19 protein-coding genes are annotated in these 25,937 nt (G+C 58.6%); 14 read left to right on the top strand and 5 right to left on the bottom strand.

Features of this window, described 5'->3' with window-relative positions; all coding sequences use genetic code 11:
- Window positions 1-306: 306 nt before the first annotated feature.
- The 7 genes from CLV83_RS17760 to CLV83_RS17730 all read left to right on the top strand — a co-directional run bounded on the left by CLV83_RS17760 (window position 307) and on the right by CLV83_RS17730 (window position 7,114).
- Entirely contained in the window at window positions 307-1,398 is a 1,092-nt protein-coding gene (locus CLV83_RS17760; RefSeq protein WP_132295648.1) for an ABC transporter ATP-binding protein, read from the top strand.
- Between the two features lie 43 nt (window positions 1,399-1,441).
- Entirely contained in the window at window positions 1,442-2,782 is a 1,341-nt protein-coding gene (locus CLV83_RS17755) for an ABC transporter substrate-binding protein (protein WP_132295645.1), read from the top strand.
- A 118-nt stretch (window positions 2,783-2,900) separates the two neighbouring features.
- The gene (locus CLV83_RS17750; RefSeq protein ID WP_132295642.1) at window positions 2,901-3,755 is read left to right on the top strand and encodes an ABC transporter permease; all 855 of its coding nucleotides are present in this window, start codon (window positions 2,901-2,903) and stop codon (window positions 3,753-3,755) included.
- A gap of 2 nt (window positions 3,756-3,757) precedes the next feature.
- A complete protein-coding gene (locus tag CLV83_RS17745) occupies window positions 3,758-4,600 on the top strand; it encodes an ABC transporter permease (RefSeq protein ID WP_132295639.1) in 843 nt (280 codons plus the stop codon).
- A gap of 56 nt (window positions 4,601-4,656) precedes the next feature.
- Window positions 4,657-5,349: an aspartate/glutamate racemase family protein gene (locus tag CLV83_RS17740; RefSeq protein WP_132295636.1), complete on the top strand. Its 693-nt coding sequence runs from the start codon at window positions 4,657-4,659 to the stop codon at window positions 5,347-5,349.
- A 60-nt stretch (window positions 5,350-5,409) separates the two neighbouring features.
- Complete coding sequence (locus CLV83_RS17735) at window positions 5,410-6,339, top strand: ABC transporter ATP-binding protein (protein WP_132295633.1); 930 nt, start codon at window positions 5,410-5,412, stop codon at window positions 6,337-6,339.
- A 13-nt stretch (window positions 6,340-6,352) separates the two neighbouring features.
- Window positions 6,353-7,114: an ABC transporter permease gene (locus CLV83_RS17730; protein ID WP_104004040.1), complete on the top strand. Its 762-nt coding sequence runs from the start codon at window positions 6,353-6,355 to the stop codon at window positions 7,112-7,114.
- Window positions 7,115-7,205: 91 nt separating this feature from the next.
- Here CLV83_RS17730 and CLV83_RS17725 read toward each other — a convergent pair whose 3' ends face one another.
- Together CLV83_RS17725 and CLV83_RS17720 are read right to left on the bottom strand one after the other, a co-directional pair.
- Window positions 7,206-7,979 carry a slipin family protein gene (locus tag CLV83_RS17725; RefSeq protein WP_132295630.1) on the bottom strand — a complete coding sequence of 258 codons (774 nt, stop codon included), beginning with the start codon at window positions 7,977-7,979 and terminating at the stop codon, window positions 7,206-7,208.
- Between the two features lie 2 nt (window positions 7,980-7,981).
- Entirely contained in the window at window positions 7,982-9,358 is a 1,377-nt protein-coding gene (locus CLV83_RS17720; protein ID WP_132295627.1) for an NfeD family protein, read from the bottom strand.
- Window positions 9,359-9,739: 381 nt separating this feature from the next.
- On the opposite strand from CLV83_RS17720, the gene CLV83_RS17715 reads away from it, so the two are divergent.
- The 5 genes from CLV83_RS17715 to CLV83_RS17695 are packed head-to-tail and all read left to right on the top strand — an operon-like array spanning window position 9,740 to window position 19,020.
- Window positions 9,740-11,194 carry a circularly permuted type 2 ATP-grasp protein gene (locus tag CLV83_RS17715; protein ID WP_132295624.1) on the top strand — a complete coding sequence of 485 codons (1,455 nt, stop codon included), beginning with the start codon at window positions 9,740-9,742 and terminating at the stop codon, window positions 11,192-11,194.
- 5 nt (window positions 11,195-11,199) lie between these two features.
- A complete protein-coding gene (locus CLV83_RS17710; protein ID WP_132295621.1) occupies window positions 11,200-12,129 on the top strand; it encodes an alpha-E domain-containing protein in 930 nt (309 codons plus the stop codon).
- A 12-nt stretch (window positions 12,130-12,141) separates the two neighbouring features.
- Window positions 12,142-15,525: a transglutaminase family protein gene (locus CLV83_RS17705; RefSeq protein ID WP_132295618.1), complete on the top strand. Its 3,384-nt coding sequence runs from the start codon at window positions 12,142-12,144 to the stop codon at window positions 15,523-15,525.
- Between the two features lie 58 nt (window positions 15,526-15,583).
- Window positions 15,584-18,136 (top strand): circularly permuted type 2 ATP-grasp protein, encoded by a 2,553-nt coding sequence (locus CLV83_RS17700; protein WP_243642428.1) that lies wholly within the window; start codon window positions 15,584-15,586, stop codon window positions 18,134-18,136.
- Window positions 18,133-19,020, top strand: coding sequence for a transglutaminase family protein (locus tag CLV83_RS17695; RefSeq protein ID WP_132295615.1), 888 nt, complete (start codon window positions 18,133-18,135; stop codon window positions 19,018-19,020). The genes CLV83_RS17700 and CLV83_RS17695 overlap by 4 nt, the downstream gene beginning before the upstream one ends.
- A 406-nt stretch (window positions 19,021-19,426) precedes the next feature.
- On the opposite strand, the gene CLV83_RS17690 is transcribed toward CLV83_RS17695, so the two are convergent.
- Both CLV83_RS17690 and CLV83_RS17685 read right to left on the bottom strand, forming a co-directional pair.
- Complete coding sequence (locus CLV83_RS17690; protein WP_132295612.1) at window positions 19,427-20,272, bottom strand: class III extradiol dioxygenase family protein; 846 nt, start codon at window positions 20,270-20,272, stop codon at window positions 19,427-19,429.
- The gene (locus CLV83_RS17685; protein ID WP_104004050.1) at window positions 20,265-20,666 is read right to left on the bottom strand and encodes a protocatechuate 3,4-dioxygenase; all 402 of its coding nucleotides are present in this window, start codon (window positions 20,664-20,666) and stop codon (window positions 20,265-20,267) included. Before CLV83_RS17685 ends, CLV83_RS17690 begins: the two co-directional genes overlap by 8 nt.
- A 197-nt stretch (window positions 20,667-20,863) precedes the next feature.
- On the opposite strand from CLV83_RS17685, the gene CLV83_RS17680 reads away from it, so the two are divergent.
- Window positions 20,864-21,766, top strand: a complete 903-nt coding sequence (locus CLV83_RS17680) for a helix-turn-helix domain-containing protein (RefSeq protein ID WP_132295609.1) — start codon at window positions 20,864-20,866, stop codon at window positions 21,764-21,766.
- Here the strand turns inward: CLV83_RS17680 and CLV83_RS17675 are convergent.
- The gene (locus CLV83_RS17675) at window positions 21,739-24,579 is read right to left on the bottom strand and encodes a bifunctional diguanylate cyclase/phosphodiesterase (RefSeq protein ID WP_165900343.1); all 2,841 of its coding nucleotides are present in this window, start codon (window positions 24,577-24,579) and stop codon (window positions 21,739-21,741) included. The genes CLV83_RS17680 and CLV83_RS17675 overlap by 28 nt on opposite strands.
- A gap of 124 nt (window positions 24,580-24,703) precedes the next feature.
- Between CLV83_RS17675 and CLV83_RS17670 the strand changes: the two genes are divergently transcribed.
- Window positions 24,704-25,711 carry an adenosine deaminase gene (locus tag CLV83_RS17670; RefSeq protein ID WP_132295603.1) on the top strand — a complete coding sequence of 336 codons (1,008 nt, stop codon included), beginning with the start codon at window positions 24,704-24,706 and terminating at the stop codon, window positions 25,709-25,711.
- Window positions 25,712-25,937: the final 226 nt, after the last annotated feature.

The following is a 25,937-nucleotide window of genomic DNA, read 5'->3' as shown; positions in this document are numbered from 1 at the left end:
CCTCTCCTGCTAAAAATATTGTTAGCAATTCTATCGCCAATTTATCGAAACCAACAACCCGCCCCAGAAACAGCCTATTACGCAAAAATGCACCAGATCGTTGCACAAAGGCCATTTACGGTGCACGAAGGCGGAATCTAAGTGATTAATATCGCTTGGTATATTTTGACCGATCAGACAACAAACGCAGCGCTCAATATTTTTTATCGATCAAAAATAACGGCTTATCCAATAGATCTCTGATGTGGCACAGCCCTCGCAATCCAATAGAAATAAATTGCTAACAATTTTGGATTGCTAACAGTTATGAAGAAAGGCTCTGTCGAACTGGTTGGCGTCGTAAAACGTTACGGCGAAAGCACCGCGGTAAGGAATATCGATCTTCACATCGAGGGCGGCTCCTACTGCTGTCTGCTTGGCCCGAGTGGCTGCGGAAAATCCACCACCCTGCGGATGATTGCGGGCCATGAGAGTGTCAGTGAAGGCGACATTCTTATGAATAACCGCAACGTTACTCTGCTGCCACCGCGCAAACGCGGTACCGCGCTGATGTTTCAGAACTACGCCCTGTTCCCGCACCTGAACAGCCTGGATAACGTGGCGTTCAGCCTGAAGATCGCCGGCGTCAGCAAACAGGAACGTCACGCGCGGGCACTGGAGATGCTCAAGCTGGTGAACATGGAGACGTTCACGGAAGCCTTCCCGGAGCAGCTCTCCGGCGGTCAGCAGCAGCGCGTCGCCCTGGCCCGCGCGCTGATCAACCAGCCGGAAGTGATTCTGCTGGACGAGCCGCTCTCGGCGCTCGACCCCTTCCTGCGCACCCGTATGCGGGCAGAGCTTAAGAATATCCAGCAGCAGCTGGGCATCACCTTTATCCATGTCACCCACTCCCAGGAAGAAGCGTTCGCGCTAGCCGACCAGGTGGTGGTGATGAATAACGGCTATATCGAGCAGGTGGACGAGCCGATCGGCATCTTCAGCCGCCCTCGCACCGGCTTTGTCGCCAGCTTTATCGGCGGTCACAACATCATTCAGGGCACCCTGACGGATTCCGGCCTGAGTGTCGGCAAACAGCGCATCATCGCGCTGGATCGCAGCCTTGAGACCGGAGCCGATAACAGCGCCAGCGTATCCCTGCGCTGTGACCATATTCGGATCAGCCGCGAACCTTTCGACAGCGCCCAGCCCGATCCGCTAAAGGTGGAATCGGTGGAATATCAGGGCAGTTACGTGCACCTGCGAGGCCAGTTCAGCGACGGCCTCGGGCTTTCCGTATTTCAGAGCGATGCGGACTATCTCGCCTCGCCTCTGCATGCCGGCGACCGCGCCTTTGTGGGCTGGCGCCACACCGATCTTAACCCCCTGCGGCCCGGCGGCGACGCCTTTTCCGGCCTTTGAATCGCAAACCTTTGCATCTTAGAAATCAAACTGGAGATCGATAATGAGCTTCGATGACAAGAAAGACCTTAAGGACAATCTGAGCGCCAGTACTGAACCGAAGGAAGAGCGCAGCGGCCTGAGCCGTCGCGGATTCATCAAGGCCGCCGGCGTCGCGGGCGGTGCTGCCCTGGGCTCTGGAGCCATCACCGGCTTCCCGATGATCTGGGCGCAGAACATCAAGGACATCACCCTGCGCCAGTTCGGTACCGGCGTATCCAACCTCAACGCCATCTCGCAAAAGGCGAAAGAGGACCTGGGGATCAACCTGGAGCTGACCGCACTGGATTCCGACGCCGTGGCCCAGCGCGTGGTCACTCAGCCGCGCTCCTTCGATATCGCCGATATCGAGTACTGGATCTGCAAAAAGACCTTCCCGGCCGGCACCATGCAGCCGATGGACACCTCGCGCCTGAAGAACTTCGACAAGATCTCCCAGCTGTTTATCACCGGCAAGCTGAATGATGATTCCGAGATCGCCCAGGGCACCGCGCCACACACCGTGGGCTTTGTTGAGGGCAAGGAGTCGGTCCAGTTCGCTTCCGAGCCGACCAACTGGATGACGCTGATTCCGACCATCTACAACGCCGACACCCTGGGCATCCGCCCGGACCTGGTGGGCCGCCCGATCACCAACTGGCGCGACATCATGGACCCGGCGTTCAAGGGCAAGACCTCGATCCTGAATATCCCGTCCATCGGCATCATGGATGCGGCGATGATCTGCGAATCCATGGGAGAAATTCAGTACGCCAACAAGGGCAACATGACCCGCGAAGAGATCGACGCCACCATCGAGATCCTCAAGGCCGCCAAGTCCGAAGGTCAGTTCCGCGCCTTCTGGAAGAGCTTCGATGAGTCGGTGAACCTGATGTCTTCCGGCGAGGTAGTGATCCAGTCCATGTGGTCACCGGCCGTGGCTGCCGTGCGCGCCAAGGGTATCGAGTGCAAATACCAGCCGCTGGAAGAAGGCTACCGCGCCTGGGGCGGCGGTATCGGCCTGGCCAAACACCTCTCTGGTCTGGAGCTGGATGCCGCCTATGAATATATCGACTGGTACCTGTCCGGCTGGGTCGGCGCTTACCTGAACCGTCAGGGTTACTACTCCGCCGCGCCGTCCACCTCCAAGGAGCACATGAGCGCCGACGAGTGGGGCTACTGGATCGAAGGCAAACCGGCCCAGGGCGATATCCTCAGCCCCGATGGCAAGGTGATGGAAACTGCCGGTGCCGTGCGTGATGGCGGCTCCTACTGGGATCGCATGGGCGCGGTCGCCTGCTGGAACTCCGTCATGGATGAGAACAAATACATGGTTCGCAAGTGGAACGAGTTTATCGCGTCCTGATAGCGCCATGATCCACGGGGGCGAGTCATCGCCCCCACTGTTCCGCCTCCTGTTTCAGTGAGCCTGTATTTCCGTGAGCCTATAGTTCAGTGAGCCCGTATTTCGGAGAAAAAGTTAGATGCGTTTTCTGACCGCCAACCCCAGCTACCTGCAGGTCACGCCTTTGGCGCTGGTGATTCTGCTGTTTCTGCTGTTCCCCGTTGCGACGATAGTGATCGTCAGCTTCTGGGACTACAACGCCTATCAGCTGCTACCCGACTTCATCTTTGAAAACTACGAGTTCCTGCTTACCTCGAGCGTCACGCTGAGCGCCTACCTGAAGACGTTCTTCTTCGCGATCACTTCCTGGCTGATCACCCTGACGCTGGGCTTTACCGTCGCCTATTACTTGGCCTTCTATATCAGAAGTCCGCTGCTGCAGAGCGTACTGTTTGTGCTCTGCACCGTGCCCTTTTTGACCTCCAATATTATTCGCATGATCTCCTGGATTCCGCTGCTCGGGCGCAACGGACTGGTCAACTCGACCCTGCAGGAGATCAACCTGATCGACGCGCCGATCGAATGGCTGCTCTACAGCGACTTCGCCGTGATCCTGGCGTTCGTTCACCTTTACACCCTGTTCATGGTGGTACCGATCTTCAACTCGATGATGCGTATCGACCGCAACCTGATCGAGGCCTCCATCGATGCCGGCGCCAGCGCCTTCCAGACCATCTTTCAGGTGGTGGTGCCGCTGTGTAAATCGGGTATCGCCATCGGCTCCATCTTTGTGGTCACCCTGGTGATGGGCGACTTCATCACCGTCAGCCTGATGAGCGGCGGCCTGAGCGCGTCTGTCGGCGTGCTGATCCGCAACGAGATCTCGCTGCTGCAATACCCGGCCGCCGCAGCGGGCGCGGTGGTGCTGCTGATCACCGTGCTGATCATGCTCAGCATCATGTTCCGTTTCATCAACATCAAGAAGGAGCTGTAATCATGGCAGCCCCGGACAAGGCCAAGCGCAAGGCGGGATTCATCCCTCTGACCATTATTTTTGTGCTGTTTATCATCTTTCTGTACGGCCCCACGGCGACCATCGCGATCCTCTCGTTCCAGGGGCCCGATGGTGGCCTCACCTTCCCGATGAACGGTATGTCGCTGCACTGGTTCCGCCAGCTGTTTGAAGAGCAGCAGGTGGGTGACTTCGGCGGCTCGCTGACCCGCTCAATCCTGCTCGGTATCGCGGTGATGCTCTGCACCGCCGTCTTCTCGCTGCTGGCGGGCCTGGCTTACCGACGCAGCTTCATGGGTGGCAATGTGCTGTTCTACCTGACGCTGGTGAGCCTGATCCTGCCGTCGATCCTGATCAGCCTGGGTATCGGTATCATGTTCGACCGTATCGGCCTTTCACCGGGCTGGTACAGCTCCGCCTTTGGCGCGCATCTGACCTGGACCCTGCCCTTCGGCCTGCTGATCATGTTTGCGGTCTTTAACCGCTTCAACAAAAGCTATGAAGCGGCCGCTATCGATATGGGCGCTACCTCCTGGCAGACCTTCCGTCTGGTCGTTTTCCCGCTGATTCTGCCAAGCCTGATCGGTGTCTGCCTGTTTGGCTTCACGCTTTCCTACGATGAGTTTGCCCGCACCCTGATGACCGCCGGCACCTTCAACACCCTGCCGCTGGAGATCTACGGCATGACCACCAACGTGACCACGCCGGTGCTCTACGCCCTGGGGACGCTGACCACCCTGTTCTCCTTTACGCTGATTTCCGCCGCCCTGATCTCGATCTGGGCGGTTCGTAAAAGCCGCGCACGCAAGGCGCCCACCAGCGCCTGATGCAGAAAGAGCCGGTACCCAAAAGTGCCGGCAACAATAAGTGAGAGTCGAAAACCATGAAGCTGCGTGTAATTAATCCCAATGACAGTCAGACAATGACCGAGATGATCGCCGAGAGCTGTCGCTCGGTCACCGACCTGACCCAGATCGATGCCGTTTGCGCCGGCGCAGGCGTTGCCAGCATTGAAGGCTTCTACGACGGTGCTATCGCCGCGGCAGGGGTGGTGCAGCGCGTTGCCGAAGGCGAAGCGCTCGGCTGTGATGCCTACCTGATCGCCTGCGCCGACGACACGGCGCTGCAAGGCGCCCGTGAGCGCGCCAATGGCCCGGTGATGGGGATCGGCGAAGCCGCCATGCACGCGGCCAGCCTGCTCGGCTGCGGCTTCACCATCCTCACCGCACAGCAAAAGTCGGTGCGGATTCTGGAGGCGAATGCGCGCAGCTACGGCTTTGCCGATCACTGCCTGGGCGTTCACGCGCTGCAGATGCCGGTGCTGGATCTGGAACACAGTGACGATCCCAAGCTGCTCGACAAACTGATCCGCCGTGCTGAAACGGTAATCAACCAGGACGGCTCAGAAGTACTGGTACTGGGCTGCGCGGGCCTGACTACCCAGCAGCCGATGCTGCAGCAGGCACTGGGAATCCCGGTTATCGATGGCGTGCGAATCGGCACGCTGATGCTGGAATCGCTGGTGCGGGCCGGATTGTATACCAGCAAGCGCTGCAGTTACGCCTACGCGGGCTAAGCACCGGTAACCAGTTCGCGTTACAATTCGGGCTCCTCTGATCCGCCACAAGGAGAGCCCGTGCAATCGATCATTTCCATCCAGGGCGTCGGCAAAAGCTACTCATCCGGTTTTACCGCGCTGAAATCCATCGATCTGGAGATTAAGCGCGGCGAGATTTTCGCGCTGCTCGGCCCTAACGGGGCCGGCAAAACCACCCTGATCAGCATCATTTGCGGCATCGTTAACGCCACCTCCGGCAAGGTGATCGCCGATGGCTTCGATATCGCCCGCGACTACCGCCAGGCGCGCAGCCAGATCGGCCTGGTGCCCCAGGAACTCACCACCGACTCGTTCGAGACGGTCTGGCATACGGTCGCCTTCAGCCGCGGACTGTTCGGCAAGCCGGCCAACCCGGAATACCTCGAGAAGATCCTGCGCCAGCTCTCGCTCTGGGAGAAGCGCAACGCCAAGATGCTGGAGCTTTCCGGCGGTATGAAGCGCCGCGTGATGATCGCCAAGGCACTGTCCCACGAGCCCAGCATCCTGTTCCTCGATGAGCCCACCGCGGGCGTAGACGTTGAGCTGCGTCGCGATATGTGGGAGATCGTGCGCGAACTGCGCGAAAACGGCGTCACCATCATTCTGACTACCCACTACATCGAGGAAGCAGAAGAGATGGCCGATCGCATCGGCGTGATCAACCGCGGCGAGCTGATGCTGGTGGAGCAGAAAACCGAGCTGATGCAGAAGCTGGGACAGAAACAGCTGAACCTCTACCTGCAGTCACCGCTGGAGTCCCTGCCCGCTGAGCTGGCGCAGTACAACCTGACGCCGAGCGAAGATGGCACCCAGCTCACCTATACCTTCGATGCCCATCAGGACACCACCGGCATCGCCCAGCTGATGCGCAGCCTGAGCCAGCTCGGCATCGACCTGAAAGACCTGCAGTCCAAGCAGAGCTCGCTGGAAGAGATATTTGTCAGCCTGGTTCACGGCAAAGACGCATAAGGAAGGATGAAAGATGAACCTCAATGGTGTACTGGCCATCTACAAGTTTGAAATGTCGCGTACCCGGCGCACGCTGATGCAGAGCATCCTGTCGCCGGTACTCTCCACCTCGCTCTACTTTATCGTCTTCGGCACCGCTATCGGTTCCCGCATGGGTAATATCGATGGTGTCAGCTACGGCGCCTTTATCATTCCGGGTCTGCTGATGCTGTCTCTGCTCAGCGAGAGTATCTCCAACGCCTCGTTCGGGATCTTCTTTCCCAAGTTCTCGGGCACTATCTACGAGGTGCTCTCGGCCCCGGTGTCACCGTTCGAGATTGTCGCCGGGTATGTCGGCGCGGCCGCCACCAAGTCGCTGATTATCGGGGCATTGATTCTGGCCACGGCGCGGGTGTTTGTGGACTATCAGATCGATCATCCGGTGTGGATGCTGGGCTTTCTGATACTGACGGCGCTGACCTTCAGCATGTTCGGTTTTATCATCGGTATCTGGGCGGATGACTTCCAGAAACTGCAGGTGATTCCGCTGATGGTGATCACCCCGCTGACCTTCCTTGGCGGCGCGTTCTACTCCATCAATATGCTGCCGGAGCCCTGGCAGACACTGACCCTGTTCAACCCGGTGGTGTACCTGATCAGCGGCTTCCGCTGGGCGTTCTACGGCATCTCCGATGTGAATGTGGCGGTAAGCCTCGGCATGACCTTCCTGTTCCTGCTGCTCTGCCTCACAGCGGTCTGGTGGATCTTCCGTACCGGTTACCGTATCCGTCACTGATCAATGATGAGGACGCCGTATCCTGCGGGTGCGGCGTCCTTAACCTAATCTTGAATATGCTCAATCGGCACGCGGGCGCACCTCCCTACCCTTACCTATCCTCCTTTTTACCTGCCGCACCGGTCCATTTATTGATCATATCGAGCGGCAGCGGAAAGACGATGGTATGGCTGTTCTGGCCACTGGCGATCTCGGTCAGTGTCTGCATATAACGCAGTTGAATGGCCTGCGGTTCTTCCGCCAGTCGCTGGGCGGCACCGAGCAGTTTTTCCGAAGCCTCCAGCTCACCGCTGGCGTGAATCACCTTGGCGCGACGGGCACGCTCTGCCTCCGCCTGTTTGGCGATTGCACGCACCATGCTCTCGTCGAGATCCACATGCTTGATCTCCACGTTCGCCACCTTGATGCCCCAGGCGTCGGTCTGCTTATCAAGTATTTTCTGGATATCGGCATTCAGCTGGTCGCGGCCGGAGAGCATGTCGTCCAGTTCATGCTGGCCCAGCACCGACCTCAATGTGGTCTGCGACAGCTGACTGGTAGCTTCGAGATAGTTCTCCACATGGATGATCGCCTTTTCCGGATCCACCACGCGGAAATAGATCACCGCGTTCACCTTCACCGACACGTTATCCATGGAGATCACATCCTGGGTCGGCACATCCATCACCAGGGTACGCAGATCCACCCGCACCATCTGCTGGATCACCGGCACAACGATGATCAGGCCAGGCCCCTTAACCCGGTAAAAGCGCCCCAGCAGAAAGATCACCCCACGCTCGTACTCGCGCAGGATACGAAACATCGATAGCAGCAGAAATACCACCAGCACCACGATGGTCGTCGCAAAATAGGGAAAACCGATCATTTTCAAGCCTCCTGCTTGTCGACCACAAGCGTTAATCCGTCGATTTCATGGATGCGTACCCGGTCGCCGGCCTTGAGCGGCTCGGCACAGCGGACCTCCCAAAGTTCGCCTTCGAACCGCGCCAGTACCTGATCCCCATAGACCTGCTCAATCTCCGCCTCGCGCTCTTTCATCGCTGCAGGTCCCATGACCGCCGGCCTGTGATGCGCCTTCAGCGCCATCCCCAGCACCGCAAACAGGAGCACACCGGTAGTTACCGCCAATGCAGCTACCACCGGCAGAGCAACCTGGAACGCCGGAATATCGGTATCCATCAGGATGATCGAGCCGATGACAAAGGCGATCAGGCCGCCCACGCCCAATACGCCAAAGCTCGGCATCATCGCCTCGGCGGCAATCAGCCCCAGCCCCAGCAGAATCAAACCCAGCCCCGCATAGCTGACCGGCAATACCTGAAACGCGTAGAGCGCCACCATCAGACAGATCGCGCCCAGCACACCGGGCAAACCAAATCCCGGGTTGGTGAATTCAAAGATCAGGCCGTAGAGACCAATCAGCATCAGCATGTAAGCCACGTTGGGATTGGTGATCACCGCCAGAAATTCACTGCGCCAGTCGGGGTCGGACACAAAAATGGAAGAATCACTAAAATCGAGCGCGACCTGGCGGCCATTGATCTCCACGGAACGCCCGGTAATCACCTCAAACAGTTCGCTGCGATCAGCGGCTATCAGATCGATCACGCCCAGCTCCAGCGCTTTGCTGGCGGTGAGGCTGGCACCTTCACGCACCGCTTTTTCCGCCCAATCGGCATTGCGTCCACGCAGCTCGGCCAACCCACGGATATAGGCCACCGCATCGTTGGTGACCTTGCGCTCCATGGCGCTGCCTGGCTGGGTCTTCGCAGTATCGCCTTCGCCGTCCCCTGGTTGCCCGCCACCATTGTCCGGCGTCATCGGCGTACCGATGGAAACAGGTGTTGCCGCCCCCAGATTGGTGGCTGGCGCCATCGCCGCCACATGACAGGCGTAAAGAAGGAAGGTCCCGGCACTGGCGGCACGGGCACCACCGGGGGAGACATAACAAATAACCGGTATCGGCGATGCCAGCACCGCCGAGATCATCTGTCGCATGGAGCTATCCAGGCCGCCGGGGGTATCGATGCGGATCAATACCGCTGCGGCCTGTTCTTCGGCGGCGTCCTCAAGCCCCCGCACCAGGTAGTCCGCGGTAGCAGGTCCTACGACCCCATCCAGGGTCAATTGCCAGACCGCAGCTTTTAGCGGGGGTTGAGGCGCTTCGCTTTCAGCAGCGCCCCAAGAGACAACCAGTAACAATCCGGCCAGCAGTACTACGGACCGGAGCCAACAGATATTCATCACTCCGACCTCAGGTCACATATCTTTCAGTATAGATTCCCTGCTGGCGAGGTGATGAAACTGGTTCATCTGCAATGAAAAACTTTCGTACTTGCGAGGACACTGTTATACATAAAAACGTTATGTACGCCATGTTAGGGTAAAGCTGGGGACGTTTCAGGCACAGGGCTCCACAGATCTGTGCGGCACCCGGCGCCATAAGCCGCTGTATGTCTGGCTTGTAAATTGCACATACAGATTCTGTGTAAATAGAAGTTCAGGAGTTTATTTGAGCGTCCCCCGCACCGGGCACACCCGGTCGGCCAGCAAACCTAAACTAAGGGTTCAGCACGCTTTTCCGCCGAACCTAATAACGGCCACCAGCATAAGATAGGCTCAGGCATGAGTATGGATTGGAAGAGATACGAACCTCAGGACTTTTTCGATGAACTTGTTACTCCCGCTGGCAATCCGAGGCTACCTGCCAAGCGATTGATCTCTTATCTGAGTTCTCTCAGCGAAGACGAAGTAGAAAGCCGCCGGCAGATGGCGGAAGCCACGATTCAGGAAATGGGCGTCAGTTTTACGGTCTACACCGAAGAGGGCAATATCGACCGCGCCTGGCCCTTCGACATCATACCGCGCACCATTTCAGCCAAGCAGTGGGCCAAAACGGCCGCCGGTCTCAAGCAGCGACTCAAAGCGCTGAACCTGTTTATCGACGACCTCTACCACGACCAGAAGATCATCAAAGACGGCATAGTGCCGGAGCACCTGGTCAAGAACTCCAAAAACTTCCGCCCCGAGTGCGTGGGTATATCGCCCCCATTTGGGGTTTGGGCACACATATGCGGCACTGATTTGGTGCGCGACGGTGATGGCGAGTTCTACGTTCTTGAAGATAACCTGCGCGTTCCTTCCGGCGTTTCCTACATGCTGGAAAACCGCGCCATTACCAAACGCGTACTGCCGGAGCTGTTCGAGAACGACCGCATCCTGCCGGTGGATGATTACTGCTCCAACCTGTTCGACACGCTGGTGTCATTATCGCCGCGTAAGGTGAAGAAACCGGTGATCGCCGTACTAACCCCCGGCATTTTCAACTCTGCCTACTTCGAGCATGCCTTCCTGGCACAGCAGATGGGTGTCGAACTGGTTGAGGGGTCAGACCTGGTGGTCAATGATGATGACTGCGTCTACATGCGCACCATCAGCGGCCTGGAACGGGTGGATGTGATCTATCGCCGAATCGATGACCTGTTCCTCGATCCGGAAGTGTTCCGCAAGGATTCGGTGCTGGGCGTCCCTGGCCTGATGCGAGCCTGGCAAAAAGGCAATGTGGGCCTCGCCAATGCGCCGGGTGCAGGTGTTGCCGACGACAAGGTGGTTTACGCCTATGTACCGGACATCATCCGCTACTATCTCAACGAGGAACCGATCATTCAGAACGTGAAGACCTTCCTCTGCGAAGATCCGGAGCAGCGTGAATACGTGCTGGAGAACCTGGACAAACTGGTGGTCAAACCGGCCAACGAATCCGGCGGCTACGGCATGCTGGTTGGCCCTCACTCCACCAAGAAAGATCAGGCCGCCTTCGCCAAGCTGATCAAGGAAAACCCGCGCAACTATATCGCCCAGCCCACGCTAGCGCTCTCCACCGCGCCAACCATGGTGGAGAAAAACGCGCTGGAGCCGCGCCACCTTGACCTGCGCCCGTTCATTCTTCAAGGCAAGGATATCTACGTCACCACTGGCGGATTGACCCGCGTGGCGATGCGCAAGGGTTCACTGGTGGTCAACTCGTCGCAGGGTGGCGGCAGTAAAGACACCTGGATTGTCGAGACTGGGGAGGCCTGATCATTATGTTGTCTAAAGTTGCCGAGCGCCTCTACTGGACGGCGCGTTATATAGAGCGTGTTGAGAACACCGCCCGCCTGGTCAGCGTGTACGACAAGCTGCTGTTTGACCTGCCCAAGGATATCAACATCGGCTGGTACAACCTGGTGGTTCTGAACAGCGCCACCGAGCTGTTTGAAGATCGCTACAAGGTTCAGGACGAGCGTAACGTCGTCAAGTTCATGCTCGCGGACGATACCAACCCCAGTTCCATGCTGTCTGCGTTGAAAATGGTGCGTGAGAACATCCGTACCTCTCGCGATGTGGTGCCGGCGGAAACCTGGGAACTGATCAACGAGGTTTACCTCTACGCCAAGAACAACATCCAGCTGGGGATCAACCGCAGCCGCCGTCACGATTATCTTTCCGAGGTGATCAAGGGCTGCCAGATGCTCTCCGGCCTGCTCTACGGCACCATGAGTCATGATGCCGGCTGGCAGTTTATGAAGATCGGCCGCGATCTGGAACGGGCGGATATGACCACCCGTATTCTCGATGCCGGCGCCTTCGGTCTGTTGCAGGCCAACGGCGATACCAGCGTTAACCTGCGCCAGATCGTCTGGGGTAACGTGCTGCGATCAGCCAGTGCCTACATGAGCTATCGTCGCACCATGAAAGGCGCGGTCTACGGCCCCGATGTAGCCAACTTTATGCTTGAAGACCCGCACTTCCCACGCGCGTTCCAGTTCTGCCTGATGCAGATGGATGTAGCTGCGGCCAAGCTGCCCAAGAACGACGCCGTGCGCAAGGTGATCAAAGCGATCAAACCGGAGCCGCGTCTGGCTGAAGAGGATACCGATCTGGGCCAGCCGTTCCGCGACTACCTTAATGATCTCCAGGTCCAACTGGGCGAGCTGCATGAAGCGGTCGCCGAAACCTGGTTTCCCGTACCCTGAGGGATTTAAACCGTGACTATCCGTATCGCGATCCGCCACTCGACCGAATATAACTTCGACCGAGCCGTATCTTTGTCACCCCATGTGCTGCGTCTGCGCCCGGCCGCGCATTCGCGCACCCATATCCACGGTTACACCCTGAAAATCGAGCCGGAAAACCACTTCATCAACTGGCAGCAGGATCCGTTCGGCAACTACCAGGCACGCCTGGTGTTCCCGGAAAAGACCCGCAAGTTCAAGTTTGATGTGGAAGTGATTGCCGACATGACGGTGATCAACCCGTTCGATTTTTTCGTTGAGGAGTACGCGGAGAATTACCCGTTTGAGTACGACGACACGCTGCAGAAAGAGCTGGAACCCTACCTCGAAGTCATGGAGGAAGGTGAAAAGCTCGATGCACTGGTCGCCAGCGTGCCCCGGGACGAGGTCCGCATCATCGATTTCTTGGTCGCCATCAACCAGCGCCTGGAACAAGAGATCGCCTACGGCATACGCATGGAGCCGGGTGTTCAGACCTGCGAGGAGACGCTGACCCTGGCCAAAGGCTCCTGTCGCGATACCGGCTGGCTGCTGGTACAGGTTCTTCGCAAGCTGGGCCTGGCCGCCCGTTTTGTCTCCGGTTACCTGGTGCAGTTGAAGCAGGATCAGGAAGCTCTGGATGGCCCTTCCGGCGCCGCAGAGGATTTCACCGACCTGCACGCCTGGTGCGAAGTGTATATCCCGGGCGCCGGCTGGGTTGGCCTGGACCCAACATCAGGCCTGTTCGCCGGTGAGGGCCACATTCCGCTGGCCTGCACCCCCTCCCCCGCTTCGGCGGCGCCGATCACCGGTGCTACCGACAAGTGCGAGGTGGAGTTCGCCTTCGTCAACGAGGTGTACCGCATCCATGAGGATCCGCGAGTCACCAAGCCCTACAGCGAAGAGCAGTGGGCCTGCATTGATGCACTGGGCAAGGCGATCGATGAGGAACTCACTGAGGGCGACGTACGCCTGACCATGGGTGGCGAACCCACCTTCGTCTCCATCGACGATATGGATTCTGCGCAGTGGAATATCGAGGCCCTTGGCGATGACAAGCTGAAGCTGGCCAAGGATCTGCTGCTGCGCCTGCGCGAGCGTTTCGCGCCCAAGGGGCTGCTGCATTATGGCCAGGGTAAATGGTACCCCGGCGAGGAAGTCCCACGCTGGGCGCTGGGCTGCTACTGGCGCACCGATGGCGAAGCGCTCTGGCACGATCCCAAACTGCTGGCCCGGGTCGACAAGAACTACGGCCACGGCCTGGCCGAAGCTCAGTGGTTCATGAAAACCCTGTGTGAGCGCCTGTCGCTGGATCACAAATACCTGATCGATGCCCGCGAAGACGCGCTCTACTACCTCTGGCAGGAGCAGCAGCTTCCGGTCAACGTGGATCCGAAAAAGGTCAATCTGAAGGACGATCTGGAGCGCAAGCGTCTGGCTAAACTGCTGGATCGCGGTCTGGATACACCCACCGGTTACGTGCTACCGCTGGGCTGGGACTATGGTAAACAGGGCTGGCGTTCATCTCCCTGGGAGCTGCGCCGCGATGAACTGACACTGATCCCCGGCGACTCTCCTCTGGGCTTCCGTCTGCCACTGAGCACCCTGCCCTGGGTGGCTCGTGAGAAGCAGGATATCGACCCCGAGCGCGATCCGTTCGCCGAGCAGGAACCGCTGCCGAGCTACCGTCCATTCGCCAGCATGGTGCCGCCGGCCGAGCCGCCGAACACGGCTGACCACCGCCAGATGATGGATAGTGCCGATGATGAAAATGAACCCAAGGGCGAAGGCCGCTGGGTGGATATCGTCAAAACCGCGCTCTCCATTGAGCCCCGCGACGGTCGACTCTACCTGTTCCTGCCGCCGCTTCATTACCTGGAGCATTACGTTGACCTGATCAACGCCATCGAGCACACCGCCGCTGAGCTCAATCTGCCGGTAGTGATCGAAGGCTATGAGCCGCCCAAGGATTCCCGCCTGCAGAAACTGCTGGTCACCCCGGATCCCGGCGTTATCGAGGTCAACATCCATCCGGCGGGTAGCTGGAAGGAGCTGGTGGAAAACACCAACGTTCTTTATGACGAAGCCCGCCTGTCACGCCTTGGCACCGAGAAGTTCATGATCGACGGTCGCCATGGCGGTACCGGTGGCGGTAACCATGTCACCCTTGGCGGCGTAACGCCGGCAGACAGCCCGCTGCTGCGTCGCCCGGACCTGCTGCGTTCACTGGTGACCTACTGGCAGCACCACCCGGCCCTGTCTTACCTGTTCTCCGGTATGTTTATCGGCCCGACCAGCCAGGCACCGCGTGTCGACGAGGGTCGTCATGAAGCGCTCTACGAGCTGGAGATCGCCTTCCAGCAGATGCCGGAAGGGCTGATCGACCAGCCCTGGCTGGTGGACCGCCTGATGCGCAACCTGCTGGTGGATATCACTGGTAACACCCATCGCTCCGAGTTCTGTATCGACAAGCTCTACGCACCGGGTACCGCCTCCGGACGTCAGGGGATTCTTGAATTCCGTGGCTTTGAGATGCCGCCGCATCCGCAGATGTCGCTGGTGCAGGTACTGCTGCTGCGCGCGCTGGTCGCCCGCTTCTGGAAAGAGCCGTACAAGCAGCCGCTGGTCCGCTGGGGCACCGAGCTGCACGACCGCTTCATGCTGCCGCACTATGTCTGGTCGGATCTGCGTGCCGTGGTCAACGATCTTCAGGCGCACGGCCTGCCGTTCCAGCTGGAGTGGCTGGCACCGTTCGAGGAGTTCCGCTTCCCGCACTACGGCCGCGTACAGATCGACGATATCCAGATCGAGCTGCGCTGGGCGATCGAGCCCTGGCATGTGCTCGGTGAGGAGATCTCCAGCTTCGGTACCGCCCGTTACGTGGATTCCTCCGTCGAGCGTCTGCAGGTGAAGGTCACCGGTCTTACCGACGGCCGTTACGTGCTCGCCTGTAACGGCCGCCGCGTGCCGCTAAACAACACCGGTCGCCACGGCGAATATGTCGGCGGAGTGCGTTACCGCGCCTGGAACCCGCCTTCGGCGCTGCATCCGACCATCGGCGTACATGCACCGCTGGTATTCGATCTGATCGACACCTGGAACGGTCACTCCATCGGCGGCTGTACTTACCATGTCAGCCATCCGGGCGGTCGCAGCTACGATACCCAGCCGATCAACGCCTTTGAGGCAGAATCGCGCCGGGTCAATCGTTACTGGGATCACGGCCATACACCGGGTGCAGTGACGCCACCGCCGTTCCACGAGGCGCTGCGTGAGTTCTTCCCCAACGAACAGGGGCCAAAACCCATGGCGCCACCACCGGAAGAGCCCACGGGTGAGTATCCCTACACCCTGGATCTGCGCCGTGGATTAGCCTGAATGGGGTAAATCTCCTATGATGTCGCTCCCGGTGAACAAATAAGGCTAAACAGACCACGTGGCGATACAAGAGACGACACCGCTCCCTCAGAGCGGGCTCAACTATGCCCGCCCCGACACCTTTTATGACGAGGTGTTCGGGCCGGATGGCGAGATCCGCGAGCACTGGCGTTACCTGCTCGAGGGTCTCGGCGGCATGGGCGATGCCGGTCTGCAGGAGCGGCAGCGTAAGGCCGAACGTATCCTGCGGGATGACGGCGCCACCTATAACATCTCTTCCGACACCGAGAACAACCGAACCTGGGGCCTCGATCCCGTTCCGTTGCTGATCGGCAGCGAGGAGTGGAGCCGCATCGAAACCGGTTTGATCGAACGTGCCGAACTGTTCGACCTGGTGCTCAAAGACCTTTATGGCCCGAGAGAACTGATTCGACAGCGTATCCTGCCGCCGGAACTGGTTTATTCACACCACGGTTTTCTGCGCCCCTGCCAGGACCTGCGCCTGCCCGGGGATAAACAGCTGATCTTCCATGCCGTCGATATGGTGCGCGGTGCCGATGGCAAGATGGTGGTGATCGGCGACCGTACCCAGGCGCCCAGCGGCGCTGGCTATGCGCTGGAGAACCGCACCGTGATGTCACGTGTGCTGCCCAGCCTGTTCCGTGACAGCCAGGTTCACCGCCTGTCACTCTATTTCCAGGCGCTGCGCCGCAAGATGGCCTCATTGTCACCCAACGGCGATTCGCCGCGGGTGGTGATCCTGACGCCGGGCGCCTACAGCGAAACCTATTTCGAACACACCTACCTCGCCAACTACCTGGGCTACTCGCTCGTCCAGGGTGGCGATTTGACCGTGCGCAACGGCTACGTCTGGATGAAGTCCCTGGATGGCCTGCACCGGGTTGATATCATCATGCGCCGCGTCGATGACACCTGGTGCGACCCGGTGGAACTGCGTGCAGACTCCCACCTCGGCGTACCCGGTCTGCTGGAAGTAGCCCGTGCCGGCAACGTGGTAATCACCAACCCGCTGGGTACCGGTGTGCTGGAAAATCCGGCGCTGCACAAGTTTATGCCCAAGGTCGCCGAGTTCTTCCTCGGTCACGAGCTACAGCTGCCATCGACCCAGACCTGGTGGGCCGGCGAGCCTGATGATCTCAGGTATATGCTCGACAACCTGGACAAGTTGATAATCAAGCCAACGGCGCGACGCAGCGGCGATCACAGCATCTACGGCGCGAGCCTGAGCAAGGAAAAGCTGGACGAGCTCAAGGCCCGTATCAACAGCAACCCGATGCACTTCATCGCCCAGAAAGCCAACCTGCCGGGATCGTCTCCCTCCTGGCAAAACGGTAAGCTGCAAGCCCGTTCGACGGTCTTGCGCAGCTTTGCAGTTGCCGACCAGAGCGCCTACAGCATCATGCCGGGCGGCCTGACTCGTGTTGCTAGCAGCGACGAACAGTGGATCGTTTCCAACCAGCTCGGCGCCACCAGTAAGGACACCTGGGTACTGGCATCCGAACCTCAGCGTCAGGTCAGCTACATCGAGGAACGCAGCGCTACCTTCACCGAAGACCAGACCAGTGACCTGCCCAGCCGTGTGGTGGAAAACCTGTTCTGGCTTGGCCGTTACAGCGAACGTGCCGAAGCCGGCATGCGCCTGCTGCGTACCGTGCTAATTCAGCTCAACAGCCTCAGCTATCTGCCCACCACGGTGCACGATCTGATGCTCAAGGCGGTCACCCAGGTCACCACCACCTACCCGGGCTTTACCCAGAACAACGCCAACCTGCTGGCTCAGCCGGAAAAAGAGCTGATGTCGGTGATCCTGGATCGCCGCCGCCCCGGCAGCGTAACCGCTAACCTCCACGCCATGCTCAACTGCAGCGAGGAGACCAAGGAGATGCTGTCGGCGGACAGCCACCGGGTGATCAACGACCTGCGTGATGAACTGGCGCAGCTGCCGCAGCTGCTCAGCAGCGGCCTCTCCATAGCCCCGGAAGAGGCGCTTGATCCGCTGGTCACCTCGCTGCTGGCCTTCTCCGGCCTGACCCAGGAAAGCATGATTCGTGGTTTCGGCTGGCGTTTCCTTGAACTGGGCCGACGCCTGGAGCGTACCCTGCAGAGCACCGCCCTGCTGCGCGCCATGCTGGTACCGGTACTGGAAGACTCCGAGCAAGAGCAGGTGATGGAAACCGTGCTGCTCACCTCCGAGGTGCTGATCACTTACCGCCGCCGCTATCGCATCCGACCGCAACTGGATCACGGCCTGACACTGATCATGCTCGACAAGACCAACCCGCGCTCGCTGCACTACCAGGTTGATCTGCTGCGCCAGCATATCGAGCAGCTGCAGAGCCGCGATAACTCGCCGATTTTGAGCGAAGAGCACCGCGCCATTCTTGAAGCACTGACCCTGGTACAGCTGAGCCGCCCGGCGGAGCTGGCCGTCGGCGCTGAAGACAGCGGCGTCCGTGAGGCGCTGGATAAGCGTCTGGCCCGAATTCAGACTCTGTTGAGTAACGTGGCCACCGCTATTTCTGACCGCTACTTTGATCATCGCAGCGGACCGCAGCAACTTGTTCAGACCGGCTGGAGCGAAGAGCCATGATCTACCGTATCCGCCACGTCACCCACTACGAATACGTATCGCCGGTCTCGCTTTGCTACAACCGTGCCCACCTGCTGCCGCGCAACACTCCGCGCCAGCAGTGCCTGAGTACCCAGATCCGCATTACGCCGACGCCGGTGTACAGCGTGCGCAGAGAGGACTTCTACTCCAACCTCTACTACTACTTTTCCATTCAGGAAGCGCACAAATCGCTGCAGATCGACGTCACGAGCCAGATCAAGACGCTGCAACCACAGATGAACTTCGACCTGGACCTGGGCAACAGCTGCGCCCGCGCTCTGGAACTGACCCGCATGGCGGTGGATGAAGAGACGCTGCTGGCGAGGGAGTTCTGCCTGGATTCACCGATGATCCGCGCCAGCGAACAGGTACGCGAGTATGCAGCCCCGCTTTTCACACCGGATCGCCCGCTGCTGTCGGCGGTACGGGAACTGACCAGTCGTATTTTTCAGGACTTCAAATACGATCCGGGCTTCAGCACCGTGGCGACACCGCTAAATGAGGTGCTTGAGCATAAACGCGGTGTCTGTCAGGACTTCGCCCATCTGGCAATCGCCTGCCTCAGGTCACTGGGCTACGCCGCGCGCTATGTCAGCGGCTACCTGGAAACCCTGCCGCCGCCGGGACAGGAAAAGCTGGTGGGCTCCGATGCCTCTCACGCCTGGTTTGCGGTGTACTCCCCGGGCGAAGGCTGGTTCGAGTTCGATCCGACCAACGACAATATTCCGTCCGAACAGCATATCACCACGGCCATGGGCCGGGATTATGGCGATGTGACGCCACTGCGGGGGGTTATTTTTGATGGTGGTGGTTCGCAGAAGCTGGAAGTATCCGTGGATGTGGCGGCGATGCCGGAGTCTTGAGCCGACTCTACGGCTTTGTCGGTATTCGATTTAAACTCGCAGCTATATTGATCCCGCTGCACTTTTTCGCGCAGGTTTCGCCTGCAGGCGAGTTAAGGGACTTTGCGAAAAGTCCCTTAACAATCCCTGACCGCCCCTAAGGCTTGGTCGGCTACGCCGACTACCCTGTGCTTCTCGCCTGAAAGAGAGAGATCTCCAAACTCACCGCTTCGCGGTTCAGACAGTCGATCTCTTGTTTCTCTTTCAGTCTGCGATGCTCGGCTGCACTGAAGGGGAATAAAAGCACCGCTCAGATAATTAGGTTGAAATCGTGCCCTGGCATGCCAACGCGCCCAAACGGTAAAGGCGCTAAAACGAAAAAAACCCGAGACCTAAATCTCGGGCTTTTGTTGTTGTCGGCGAATTTTTATTCGGCGTCGGTGAGCAACAGCACCCCTGCTCCTGTGTTGGAGATCGGTGCGTGGTAGTGTTTGTGCAACACGTTGACCTTGTCGTTAAGGGCGCCGCGCATCACCATCCACATGATCACTTCGATACCTTCTGTCCCAGCTTTTTCCATGATGTAGTCGTTGCTCAGACCGGTCATCCAGCTCGGTTCGTTGATGATCTTGTCCATGCACTCCAGGTCGAAATCCACGTCGATGATGCCGGCGCGTTCGCCCTGCAGCTGATGAGAAAGACCACCGGTGCCGATGACGACCACTTTCATATCTTCCGGGTAGGAATCGATCGCTTTACGCAGCGATTTACCCAGGTCGTAGCAGCGTTTGGCGCTGGTCAGCGGGTGCTGCACGGTGTTGACCGCCAGCGGGATCGCCTTCGGCCAGTTTGTGGTCGGTTTGTCGCGCCAGAACAGGTTCATCGGCACCATGAAACCGTGGTCGACCTTCATCTCCTGACAGGTGGTGATGTCGAACTCGTCGCGGATCATGGTCTCGGCGATATGCCAGGATAGCTCGGCGTCGCCCTTCACGTCGGCGCTGGCCGGGATGCCCCAACCCTCGTCGTCATTCTGGTAGCTGTCGGCGCAGCCCAGGGCAAAGGTCGGCACCTGGTTGAGGAAAAAGTTGAGGCCGTGGTCGTTGTAAACGACGATCGCCAGGTCCGGCTGTACTTCATCAAGCCACTCTTTAACCGGCTCGTAACCGTCGAAGAAACGTTTCCAGTACGGCTCCTGCTCCAGTTTGCTGTACATGGCGTTGCCGATCGCCGGGATATGAGAGGTGGTCAGGCCACCGATAATTTTAGCCATGCCAGAACCCTCCTTCCTGCTTAAGACGCTCTTCAAAACCGGATGCATTGTTCAGCAGGATCTGCTTGAACTCATCAGTAGTGATACCGTGGAATGCGGCACCTGCATCCTGCACGGTCATACCGTGGAAGACCGCGATCTTGGCCAGGTAGTAAATATTGCCACCCATCTGCAGCAACTTGAGAAATTCACCATTGAGTACAGCTTCCCGCTGCTCGTCGCTCAGCCCATATTTGCGGCAGTAAGCATCCATGTCGGCGGCAAATTCCTGGCGGTTTGCTTCGGAGTTGAAAGAAAACGCCATGCGGTTCAGGGCATAACCGGAGTGGGAACGCTTGCCATCAAAGACATAGGTACCGGGAATCTCATCGTAATCGTGTTGACGCCACGCCATGATGAATCTCCTCTTTGTTATTAGTAATGGTTTAAGGATCTGGGGTTTGCGGCTGCCCACTTACTGAGACAGCGTTATTGAACGAGGTCTATCCTCACCTTTTATCCCTTTAACAAGAAGGGACATTTAGCGGAAAAACTTGTACATTTCGAAGATAATAGATTTCGCAAACAGCAGCTGAACAACAGGAGAAGGCTATGCCGCAGAGCATCCCGACGGTGCAGCTTTACGGGGAGGAGGTGTGGCAGCAGACACCGGATTATCTGCATTGCGAGCCGCTGATCACCCGCTCCCGCGAACACCGTTTTCAGATCCGCCCCCACCGTCACCCCGGTATCACCCAGGTGTTTCACCTGCGCCGCGGTCAGGGCGAAGCCAAGATCGACGGTCGCAGACTGGAGGTCAAAGCCCCCTCCCTGATTCTGATCTCACCGATGAGCGTGCACGACTTCGCCTGGTCCGCCGATGTGTCCGGTACGGTGGTTTCGGTGGCCACGGCACGGCTTGAACGTGCGCGCCGCTCCCAGGACACTCCGGTACCGCTATCACACACTTCACTGGTAAGGCTGAAACGGCAAGACCGGGAACTGGATCTGCTGTTCGAGATGCTGCTTGAAGAGTATCGCCGCCCACCGGACAGCGCCCGCGATAGCGCCCTGCAGGCGTTTGTGAACCTGCTGACCGTGCGGGTTGAGCGGCTGGAACAGGAACAGATTGAGGAGGAGCGCCTGGGCGGCGGTGAACGCCAGCATCGCGGCCAGTTGCACCTGAAACGTTTTCTCGACGAGGTAAACCGGGACTATGTGCAGCAACGCACGGTGGAAAGCTATGCCGAAGAACTGGGTATCACTGCGCCCTATCTGAATCAGCTGTGCCGTGAGCTAACCGGTCGCAATGCGCTACAGGTCATCCATGAACGCCTGATTATCGAGGCGCGACGCAGCCTCATTTACACCGCTCTGCGTGTCAGCGAGGTCGCCTATGAGCTGGGTTTTTCCGACCCCGCCTACTTCACCCGCTTCTTTCGCCGCCACACCGGACATTCGCCGCGGGAATTCCGTCTGCTCAACACTCAGGACGGGGTTTCCAGCGGCAGTTGATCCGGCGCTACCGGGCGACCCAATAGGTAGCCCTGCACGCTGTTACAATCGTTATTACAGAGGAAGTCCAGTTGAGCCTGGGTTTCCACACCTTCGGCGAGCACCTCAATTCCCAGGGCACTGCCAAGGGCGATAATGGTCAGGATCACCGCCTCATCTCGGGAGTTCCTGCCGATATCGCGGGTAAACGCCTGATCGATCTTGAGACGATCCAGCGGCAGGTGTTTAAGACGATCCAGCGATGAGTAACCGGTACCGAAATCATCCAGCGCGATACGGTAACCCGATTCGCGCAGCTTATGCAGCTGCAGCATGGCGAGATCCGGGTCCTGCATGATCATCAGTTCGGTAATCTCCAGCTCAAAGGTATCGCGGGCGATATGGTGACTGTCCACCAGCGCGTTTAGCTTCTCAACGAAGTCCATCTGCAACAGCTGCTGAGGCGAAATATTCACCGCTACGCAGGGCATCTTCAGCCCCTGCTCGTTCCAGCTTGCGACCTGCTCGCAGGCCAGTTCGATCACCTGCCAGCCGAGCGGAATAATTAGCTGGGTCTCCTCCGCCAGTTCGATAAATTCCCCCGGCGCCAGTAGACCACGCTCGGGATGCTGCCAGCGAACCAGTGCTTCAGCGCCAAGCAGCTCGCCGGTTTTCAGGTCGAATTGGGGCTGGTAATGCAGCAACAGCTGCCGTTCACCCAGCGCAACTCGCAGATCCTGCTCCAGCGAGAATGACTGAAAGGTCTGATCGCTGAACTCTTCACTGTGTACCAGGTAACGGTTCTTGCCCTGAGCCTTGGCGCGATACATCGCGGTATCAGCGTACTTGATCAGGGTAATGAGATCGTCACCGTGTTTCGGGTAGAGGCTGATACCGATGCTGGCCGTTACCTGCAGACGGATATTATCCACATCCATCGGCATACCAGCGGCGATCAGCAGCCGGTCGGCCTCGACACAGGCGCGCTGCCTGTCACCATCAACCATCAGAATGAATTCATCACCACCCATGCGGAACAAGCGGACATCTGCGGGCAACTGCTGCTCAAGCTTACGCGCCAGCGCGACCAGCAGATGATCACCTATCTGATGTCCCAAGCTGTCGTTGATCAATTTAAAGCGGTCCAGATCGATAAACAGCAGTGCGAACGGCTCTCCACCGGGCTCGGCCAATCGCGTTCTCAGGGTTTCGAGCAGATTACTGCGGTTTGGCAGACCGGTCAGATCATCATGCCGGGCCTGATACGCCAGACTCTGGGTCTGACGACGCACCTCGGCCAGCAGTACCCGTTCACGGTCATGGGTCGCCAGTGTCAGCATGGTGCCAAGAATCGCCACCAGCGCCAGCAGCCCTTGCAGATCCACGGCGTTGCTGGACGGGTGCGCTGCCATGTAGTTCGCATTGGGGGTGGCTTCCATATGCCAGGTTCTCTGCGCCACCTCCAGATCGAAGGCGGCGATGAGCTCAGAGTTAGGCTGGGACGGGAAGTCAGAATAGAACGACTCTCGGGCTCCCTCTTCAGTCAGACGCACACTGATATCCTGAAGCCCGGCGCTACGCAGAGAGTTCTCCAGCAACTGGTTCAGGGTAAACACGCCCACCATGAAACCAACCAGGTTGCGCTGGCGATACAGCAGACTGCGGTTTCCACCCATATGGTAAACCGGCTGCAGGATCAGCAACCCCGGCTGATCCGGCGCCTGGGCCAGATTAAGAATTTCGGTGGCGACCGCGCGGCCCGTAGCCTGAGCCTGAATAACCGAGCGACGGCGATCTTCCAACGAAAGCAGGTTCAGCCCGAGCGCAGAACGATTCGATTCGCGAGGCTCCACCATCTGCACCGGGATCAGCGGGTCTTCCGGATACAGCGATTCGCCATAGATCTCATACTCCGGCTCGTCGATCAGTTCCGCGGTGTACTGCTCAAAGACCTCCCGTTCGCTCTGCTGCACGATGGGATCCCAGGAGTAGGCACGCAAGCCCGGATTGTCCTCGATAAGCTTTTCCGCCTCCTGGGCGAAATACGCGGGAGAATAGGTGCCGTTCTCGGCAAAACGTCGTCCCAGGGTCGCCAGATCAGTCAGGTTCTTTTGCATCACCGCAGAGAGGCGGGCTTCGATCAGCTGGGTGTCGCGCATGAAATCGCGGCGCAACTGATTGCTGAGTCGATCCAGGAACAGGCTGTTCAGTACCAGGGCACCGGCCATAATGATGCCCAGACGGGAAATCAGCGCCAGGCGTCGGCGGCCACTCATGCGGTTGCCGTTGAGCAGCACCAATACAACCGGCGTGATAACAATGGCGCCGAAGCTGTCGGAGATCCACCAGGTGAGCCAATCTTTCCAGTAACCGGCGCTGCCGCCGGCATCACTGAACTCGTACACCGCACTGGTACCGATACTGGCGCTGATAATACAGCTCAGCGGCCCCGCAAGAAGCACATACCAGAGCAGACTGCGCCCCATCTTTGGCGCCAGAGGGTAGGCATCGAAGCGTTTGATAAGGAAGGCCGAGGTGCCAGCCTGCAGGGCTGCTCCGGAACCGATCAGCGATGCCGTCAGTATGTTGTACGCATCGATACTGTCTTTCCAGCTCAGCGTAATCAGGAGGTTAAAAGCGAGATTACCCAGCAGGACACCGGGAAGAATACGGGGGCCAAATCTCAAAGCAGCACCCAGCGCGACACCGGCGGGCACCCAGAAAGGCATGATCTGCTCATGCAGCCCCACACCAGACGCCAAAAAGGCCGTTGTGAGGTAACACAGCGCTACCGCCAGGATAAGGCCTGACGTCCTGAAAATGGCGACCTGCACACTGCTCCTTAGGGCAACGCCAATTCAATCAAAAGATTTGCTGTAACTCCTTGATCGTGCAACTTTATATAAATACACCCTTAGTTGAAAGCTCTACACGACAGAACAATTGGAGTATCAAGACATGAGTGATGCCGATACCGGATTCCTCCGCACTCTTCCCAAGGCCGAGCTTCACCTCCACCTGGAAGGGACGCTGGAGCCTGAACTGATGTTCCAACTGGCAGAACGCAACGGCCTGGAACTGCCTTACAGCGATGTTGACGCCCTGCGCAGCGCCTATGAGTTCGGCAACCTGCAGGACTTTCTCGACCTCTACTATCAGGGCGCCGGAGTCCTGCAGACCGAACAGGATTTCTACGACCTGACCTGGGCCTACCTGGAGCGCTGTGCCGCCGACGGCGTGGTACATGTGGAGCCGTTTTTCGACCCCCAGACCCACACCGCACGCTCCATACCCATGTCGACTCAGTTCAAGGGGATCACCCGGGCACTGAGTGATGGCCAGGAAAAACTCGGCATCAGCAGCCGTCTGATTCTCTGCTTCCTGCGCCACCTGAGCGAAGAGGATGCCTTTACCACCCTGCAGCAAGCCATGCCCTGGCGCAAACATCTGGTTGCCGTGGGGCTGGATAGCGGCGAAAAAGGTAACCCGCCGGAAAAATTCCAGCGTGTTTTTGACGAGGTACACCGACTGGGCCTGGGGATCGTCGCCCACGCCGGCGAAGAGGGGCCTGCCGAGTATATCTGGCAGGCGCTGAACCTGCTCAAGGTACAGCGGGTCGATCACGGCGTTCGCTGTGTTGAAGACCCTGCGCTGGTGCAGAAGCTGATCGATGACCAGATCCCGCTGACGGTCTGCCCGCTCTCCAACACCCGCCTGAAGGTGTTCGACGACATGGCGGAGCACAACATCATGCAACTACTGGAACAAGGGATGTGCGTCACCATCAACTCCGATGATCCGGCGTACTTCGGTGGTTACCTGTTGCAGAATTATATCGCCGTACGCGATGCACTCGGCATGAACGAAGCCCAGGCGATACAGCTGGCCCGTAACAGCATCAGCGCCAGCTTCCTCAGCGAGGATGAAAAAGCCCCGCACTTGCAAGCGCTGGATCGCCTCTCCTGATCTCCACAGCGTCGGACAACTACAGGTTCTGAAAGCACCGCCGGCCCGGATAAACCCGGGCCGTATCCCGCTCACCCTCCGGTCAACATCATCCACAGCCAAGCCGCCCTCACACGGCCCTGCCACCGCTCGCAAACACGGCGGCTACGCAACTGTCGTTTCCGGTCATATCAACATGGCGATATTCTGATATATCTACTAAAAGTGTCTATGCGGCTTAACAAAA

Source organism: Marinobacterium mangrovicola (genome assembly GCF_004339595.1).
Taxonomy (GTDB): domain Bacteria; phylum Pseudomonadota; class Gammaproteobacteria; order Pseudomonadales; family Balneatricaceae; genus Marinobacterium_D; species Marinobacterium_D mangrovicola.
The sequence above is the reverse complement of the archived record's forward strand: the minus strand, read 5'-3'. Positions and strand labels throughout refer to the sequence as shown.